The 5,827-nt window shown below is 72.8% G+C and carries 8 protein-coding genes; 4 read left to right on the top strand and 4 right to left on the bottom strand.

Annotated features, from left to right (window positions below):
* The coding region (locus VFN12_RS15995; RefSeq protein ID WP_325119751.1) for an NAD(P)/FAD-dependent oxidoreductase at positions 1-836 on the bottom strand (836 nt) is incomplete at its 3' end.
* Positions 837-915: 79 nt separating this feature from the next.
* On the opposite strand from VFN12_RS15995, the gene VFN12_RS16000 reads away from it, so the two are divergent.
* The gene (locus VFN12_RS16000) at positions 916-1,521 is read left to right on the top strand and encodes an XRE family transcriptional regulator (RefSeq protein ID WP_325119752.1); all 606 of its coding nucleotides are present in this window, start codon (positions 916-918) and stop codon (positions 1,519-1,521) included.
* Here the strand turns inward: VFN12_RS16000 and VFN12_RS16005 are convergent.
* Positions 1,518-2,024: a gluconokinase gene (locus VFN12_RS16005; RefSeq protein ID WP_325119753.1), complete on the bottom strand. Its 507-nt coding sequence runs from the start codon at positions 2,022-2,024 to the stop codon at positions 1,518-1,520. The genes VFN12_RS16000 and VFN12_RS16005 overlap by 4 nt on opposite strands.
* Positions 2,021-2,983 (bottom strand): helix-turn-helix transcriptional regulator, encoded by a 963-nt coding sequence (locus VFN12_RS16010; protein ID WP_325119754.1) that lies wholly within the window; start codon positions 2,981-2,983, stop codon positions 2,021-2,023. The genes VFN12_RS16005 and VFN12_RS16010 overlap by 4 nt, the downstream gene beginning before the upstream one ends.
* A gap of 90 nt (positions 2,984-3,073) precedes the next feature.
* Here VFN12_RS16010 and VFN12_RS16015 point away from each other — a divergent pair, with 90 nt between their 5' ends.
* Entirely contained in the window at positions 3,074-3,370 is a 297-nt protein-coding gene (locus tag VFN12_RS16015; protein WP_325119755.1) for a DUF1905 domain-containing protein, read from the top strand.
* Between the two features lie 6 nt (positions 3,371-3,376).
* Here the strand turns inward: VFN12_RS16015 and VFN12_RS16020 are convergent, their stop codons facing one another.
* Positions 3,377-4,483: a DNA glycosylase AlkZ-like family protein gene (locus VFN12_RS16020; protein ID WP_325119756.1), complete on the bottom strand. Its 1,107-nt coding sequence runs from the start codon at positions 4,481-4,483 to the stop codon at positions 3,377-3,379.
* Positions 4,484-4,562: 79 nt separating this feature from the next.
* On the opposite strand from VFN12_RS16020, the gene VFN12_RS16025 reads away from it, so the two are divergent.
* Positions 4,563-5,135 (top strand): DUF664 domain-containing protein, encoded by a 573-nt coding sequence (locus VFN12_RS16025; RefSeq protein WP_325119757.1) that lies wholly within the window; start codon positions 4,563-4,565, stop codon positions 5,133-5,135.
* 10 nt (positions 5,136-5,145) lie between these two features.
* Positions 5,146-5,694 carry a dihydrofolate reductase family protein gene (locus VFN12_RS16030; RefSeq protein WP_325119758.1) on the top strand — a complete coding sequence of 183 codons (549 nt, stop codon included), beginning with the start codon at positions 5,146-5,148 and terminating at the stop codon, positions 5,692-5,694.
* Positions 5,695-5,827 lie beyond the last annotated feature (133 nt).

The following is a 5,827-nucleotide window of genomic DNA, read 5'->3' on the forward strand; positions in this document are numbered from 1 at the left end:
TCGGTGACGTTGCCGGCCACCCACACCCCGGGTACGTCGGTGCGGCCGGTCGGGTCGCCCGGCACGTACTCGCCCATCCCGCTCGGGTGCTCGACCGTGGTCAGTCCGAGGTCGCCGAGGAACCCGGCTCGCGCCACCATCCGCGGCCCGACGACCACGGCCTCGCGGTCGACCACCGTGCCGTCACCCATCCGCATCCCCACGAGACGGTCGTCCACGATCTCCAGCGACGCCACCTCCCCGTCGATGACCCGGATGCCGCGGGCGGCCAGCTGCTCGGCCTGCTCCTGGTCGGGGCGCGTGCCGTGGGCGAAGAAGGTGACGTCGTCGGTCAGCTGGCGGAAGAGCAGCGCCTGGTGCACCGACATCGGGCCGCTCGCCAGGATGCCGACCGCGCGGTCGCGGACCTCCCAGCCGTGGCAGTAGGGGCAGTGCAGGACGTCGCGCCCCCAGCGCTCGCGCACTCCGGGCACCTCGGGCAGCACGTCGACGAGGCCGGTCGTCACCAGCAGCCGGCGGGCCCGGATGGAGCGCCCGTCGGCCAGGGCGACGGTGAACCCCTGCTCGTCGCGTACCGCTCCCGTGACCTCGCCGGTGACCACGTGGCCGCCGTACCGACGCACCTCGGTCCGCCCGCGCTCGAGGAGCTCGGCCGGCGGGATCCCGTCGTGACCCAGCAGGCCGTGCACCCCCTCGGCGGGCGCGTTGCGCGGAGTGCCGGCGTCGACGACGGCCACGCGCCGCCTCGACCGGGCCAGCATCATCGCCCCGTTGAGCCCGGCGGCACCGCCGCCGAGCACCACCACGTCGTAGCTGTCCTCCAGCCGTTCGGTCATGTGGACCACCTCCTGCGGAAAGCATGCAGGCCGTCCCCAGAATCGGCAAACATTGTTGCCGGTATGGCAAACTGGCGGGATGGACGACGACCTCGATCACGCGCTCGCCACCGTCGGACCGCGGCTGCGGGCGCTGAGGAAGCAGCGGGAGACCACGCTGGCCGACCTCTCCACCTCGACCGGGATCTCGGTCAGCACCCTGTCCCGGCTGGAGTCCGGCGACCGACGGCCGACCCTGGAGCTGCTGCTCCCGCTGGCGAAGGCGCACGGCGTCACCCTCGACGAGCTCGTCGACGCCCCGCCCACCGGTGACCCCCGTATCCACCTGCGCCCGGTCAAGGGCAACGGGATGACCATGGTGCCGCTCACCCGCCGGGCAGGAGGGATCCAGGCCTACAAGATCGTGATCCCCGCCGGCAGGCGTCGCCGCGAACCGGACCCGCAGTCACACGAGGGCTACGAGTGGGTCTACGTGCTGAACGGTCGGCTGCGGCTCGTCCTCGCCGAGCACGACGTCGTCCTCGAGCCGGGTGAGGCGGCCGAGTTCGACACCCGGGTCCCGCACTGGTTCGGCCCCGCCGGCGCCGAGGCCGTCGAGTTCCTGAGCCTGTTCGGCAAGCAGGGCGAGCGCGCCCACCTGCGGGCCAGGTCGACGGCCAGGTCGACTGCCGGGGGGCGCGACTAGCCCCGCTGCTGCCGGAGGATCGCCGCTTCGGCGGCCGCCACCACGTCGTCCACCGGTGGGGTCACGTCGACCCGGACGCCGAGCTCGCCGTCTCCCAGTGGCTCGAGAGTCTCGAACTGGGACTCCAGCAGCGCGAGCGGCATGAAGTGGGCGCGGTGCCGCATCCGTTCCGCGAGCACGTCGAAGTCCGCGTGCAGGTGCACGAAGAAGGTGCGGGGGACAGCCTCGCGGAGCACGTCGCGGTAGCGACGCCGCAGGGCCGAGCACGACAGGACGGTGGAGCTCCCGGCGGCGTGCTGCTCGCGGGTCCACCCGGCCAGGGTCTCCAGCCACGGTTGACGGTCCTCGTCGGTCAGCGGCCGTCCGGAGGCCATCTTGTCGACGTTCGCCTTCGGGTGGTGCGCGTCGCCCTCGGCGAAGACCAGCCCGAGCCGTTGCCCGAGTCGCTCCGCCACGGTGGTCTTGCCGCACCCGGAGACGCCCATCACCACGACGTGCCTCAACTCGTCCCCCCGGCGGCTGCCAGTAGCCGTTCGCCCAGGACGCGGGCGGCCTCCCGCAGCTCGGGTGACTCCCGGATGCGGTACGACGCCGGGATCGCCGCGAGCTGCTCGGCGTACCACGCCGGGTTGCTGGTGCTCCCGACCAGACGCGTGGTCCGGGGGTCGATCGGTTCCAGCACCCCGAGGGCCCGGCGGACGCACGGCGCCACGGCGTCCATCGGGGCCTCGATGAGCACCTCGACGTCGTACTCCCAGCCGACGGCGAGGTGGGACTCGAGCATGGCGACGGGCTCGAGGTCGGCCGGCGGCGAGAACGTCTGGTCGAGCACCTCGACGCCGGTGACCCGGTCGACCCGGTAGGCCCGCACCGCGTCGCGGGGGTGGGTGCGGCACAGGAGGTACCACCGGCCGTGGCGCACCACGACGGCCCACGGATCGGCATCGGTCGCCCACTCGGATCCCGCCTCCGACCGGTAGCCGATGCGCACCCGTCTCTGGTCCGAGCAGGCCTGCACCAGCGCCGTCGTGGTGCCCGGGTCGGGCCGCGCGGCGGAGCGGTCGGGTGCCGCCGCCGTGGTCCGGCGCACCGCCTCGGCCTGCGCGGCCACCGGCTCGGGCAACGCCCGGACGATCTTGCCGATCGCCCCGCCGACCAGGCCGGTGGGGTCGCCGGCGTCGTGGTGGCCGTCGAGGACCGCCATCACCAGGCCGAGCGCCTCGGTCGAGCTGAACATCAGGGGAGGGAGCCGCAGCCCCCGTCCGACCCGGTACCCGCCGTACGGCCCGCGGACGGACTCGATGGGGATGCCCGCCTCGCGCAGGATCGCGACGTACCTGCGTGCGGCGCGCTCGGAGACACCGAGCTTGTCGGCGAGGAGCGCGGCGCTGATGCCGGGGCTGGCCTGGACGAGCTCCAGGGACAGCAGCGCCCGGGCGGTCGGGCTCGCCTCGGGACTCATCGCACCTCCTCGGGTACCGGAAGCAGAACGTCCGGAAGCGACGGTAGCGTGCGGTCGGGCCAGAGGCACCCGGGCGGCGAGGATGGGGACGTGGACCTGGAGTTCAGCGGCGAGGTCTGGGAGTGGCGCGGCCCGGCGCCGTTCTACTTCGTGACCGTACCGGAGGACGAGAGCCTGGACCTGCAGGAGGTGTCCTCCGCGGTGACCTACGGCTGGGGGATGATCCCGGTCCGCGTGCGGATCGGCGACACCGAGTGGGAGACGTCGCTGTGGCCCAAGGACGGGCGCTACGTGCTGCCGCTCAAGGTCGGGATCCGCAGGGCCGAGGGGATCGGGGAGGGTGACCTGGTCAGGGTGCGGCTGAGCCCGGCCGGCCCCCTGGCCTGACCCGCCTCAGTCGTCGCCCCAGACCAGCTCGAGGGCGAGCCACTCGGCGAGGCTCCGGATCTCGTCCTCGACGGCGGCCCGCATCGAGTGCGACCACTCGTCGTCCTCGTGGACGGCGTCGACCCGGAGCACGCCGTCGCTGCGGACCGCCGTGGCGTCGAGCTTTCCGACCAGCCGGTCGTCGTAGAGGATCGGCAGCGCCCAGTAGCCCCAGCGCCGCTTGGCGGCGGGCTTGTACATCTCCAGCTGGTAGTCGAAGTCGAACAGCTCGACCATCCGCTTGCGGTCGAAGACCAGTCGGTCGAGCGGCGACAGCAGGGCGGCGCGGCCGGTGAGGCCTCCGCCCAGGTACGCCGGGTCCACCCGCCACCGGCCACGGAGCCCCTCCACCTCCACCGCCTCGCCGACCGGGCCTACGTCATTGGGCTCGTTGGGCGCCTTGCTCGCCCGCTCCCGCGCGATGCCGAGGGAGTGCAGCCGTCGCTCGGCCCGGATCCGCATCGCCTCGTCGTAGGGGACCGGCTCGACGTCGGGGTAGACCCGCTCGGCGAGGTCCCAGAGTCGCTGGCGACCGTCGTACCCCGCGGTGGCCACCTCGCCACGCTGCACCATCCGGTCGAGCAGCATCCGCACGTTGCGGTCGTTGTTCCAGCCGCTGGACTCCCACGGGATGAGGGTCGTGTCGGGCAGGGCGTTGGTCGGCAGGGGGCCCTCGTCGTAGAGCTTGTCGAGGATGTCGCGGCGGGTGTCGTCGTTGGCCTCGACCCAGTCCCGGAGCGAGATCTCCCAGTCCTTCAGCTCGCCGGGGCCGGGCCAGACCGCCATCTCGGCCCGGTAGAGCGCGATGTCCTCGGCGGGCCGCAGCATGCTGTGCAGCTCGACCAGCGAGCCGTCGGCGATCGCGTCCTCGAGGTCGGCGCGCCGGAACCGCGGCCCCAGCCGGCTCCACGCGACCACCTCGGCGCTCGGCGCCACCGCCGCGGTGGGTTCAAGCTGCAGCAGGGTCAGGTGTCGCACCAGGTCCTGCAGGTCGGTGGGTCGCGCGCTGTCGAGCAGCTGGGCACGGACCGCGATCTGCCGCGCCTCAACCCGCGAGAGGCGGTGGAGGGTCACCGCGGGAGTCCGATCACGGCCCCAAGGTAGCCGCATCTCCGGACGAAATGTGTCCGGAACCGGGTCTACCGTGGCGCCCATGACCACCGACGAACGCCCCTGGGAGCCGCCCTTCGCCGGCTCCGAGCCCGAGCACCTGTTCGGCGCCCTCGACCGGCTGCGTGCCACCTTCCGCTGGAAGGCCGACGACCTCGACGCCGCCGGGCTGCGGACCCGCCTCGGGGTGTCCTCGATGAGCCTCGGCGGCCTGCTCAAGCACCTCGCCGTGGTCGAGGACTCCTACTCCGCGACCAAGCTGTCCGGCGAGCCCCTGGGTGCGGAGTGGGACGACAACGGCTGGGACGACAACGACGACTGGGAGTTCGAGTCCGCCGCCGACGACCCACCCGAGAGGCTCTACGCCCTCTACGACGGCGCGGTCGAGCGCTCCCGCGCCAGGCTCGGCGCGGCCATGGCCGACGGTGGGCTCGACCAGCTGGTCCACATCTCCGACGGCAACGGGCGTCACGCGAGCCTGCGGCGTCTCGTCTGCGACCTGATCGAGGAGTACGGCCGGCACACCGGCCACGCCGACCTGATCCGCGAGGCCGTGGACGGCCGGGTGGGTGAGGATCCGCCCGACGGGTGGCGGGCCACCGACGCCAGGGAGTAGGAAGGACGCCATGGGAGACATCGCGGTTCACGAGTTCATGGCGCTCGACGGGGTCTTCGAGGACCCGAGCTGGACCTTCGACTTCGGCTTCGACCCCCAGATGGGCGAGACCCTCGGCGCCATCACCGGAGGCGCCACGGCGATCCTGCTCGGCCGGACGACGTACGAGATGTTCGCGCCCGCCTGGTCGACCCGCACCGTCGAGGACGACCCCGGGGCGCCGTTCTTCAACGACACCCACAAGTACGTCGTCGGCTCGCGTGAGCCGAACGTGGAGTGGGGCCCATCGACGCGGCTCGGCCCCTACGACCCCGACGCGATCCGCCGGCTCAAGGACGACACCGACGGCACCATCTACACCTCGGGCAGCGGCACCCTGGTGCGCGCCATGCTGAGGGACGGCCTGGTCGACGCCCTCCACCTGTTCGTCTACCCGGTCGCTCGGGGCAGCGGCCGGCGGCTGTGGGACGACGGCGTCGACCCCACCACCCTCTCCCTCCTGGAGCACGAGGTCTACGACAACGGCGTCGTCCACCTCTCCTACGGTCCCGCCCGCTGACCCTGTTGTGGGGTGGGGGTGGGCGTCGGTTTCCCCGGCGGGCCGGGGAAACCTGCACATCTCGGCCGTTGCAATGCCCGGGATGTGCAAGGTCTGGCTGAGGGGTGGGACGGGTGTGGCGGGTGAGCCGCGC

The sequence above is a fragment of the Nocardioides sp. genome, assembly GCF_035703625.1.
Lineage (GTDB): Bacteria > Actinomycetota > Actinomycetes > Propionibacteriales > Nocardioidaceae > Nocardioides.

Excerpts from the sequence above, each read along its gene's own strand:
- VFN12_RS16000 (WP_325119752.1), top strand. The coding sequence starts at position 916 with ATGGACGACGACCTCGATCACGCGCTCGCCACCGTCGGACCGCGGCTG.
- VFN12_RS16010 (WP_325119754.1), bottom strand. The coding sequence starts at position 2,983 with ATGAGTCCCGAGGCGAGCCCGACCGCCCGGGCGCTGCTGTCCCTGGAG.
- VFN12_RS16025 (WP_325119757.1), top strand. The coding sequence starts at position 4,563 with ATGACCACCGACGAACGCCCCTGGGAGCCGCCCTTCGCCGGCTCCGAG.
- VFN12_RS16030 (WP_325119758.1), top strand. The coding sequence starts at position 5,146 with ATGGGAGACATCGCGGTTCACGAGTTCATGGCGCTCGACGGGGTCTTC.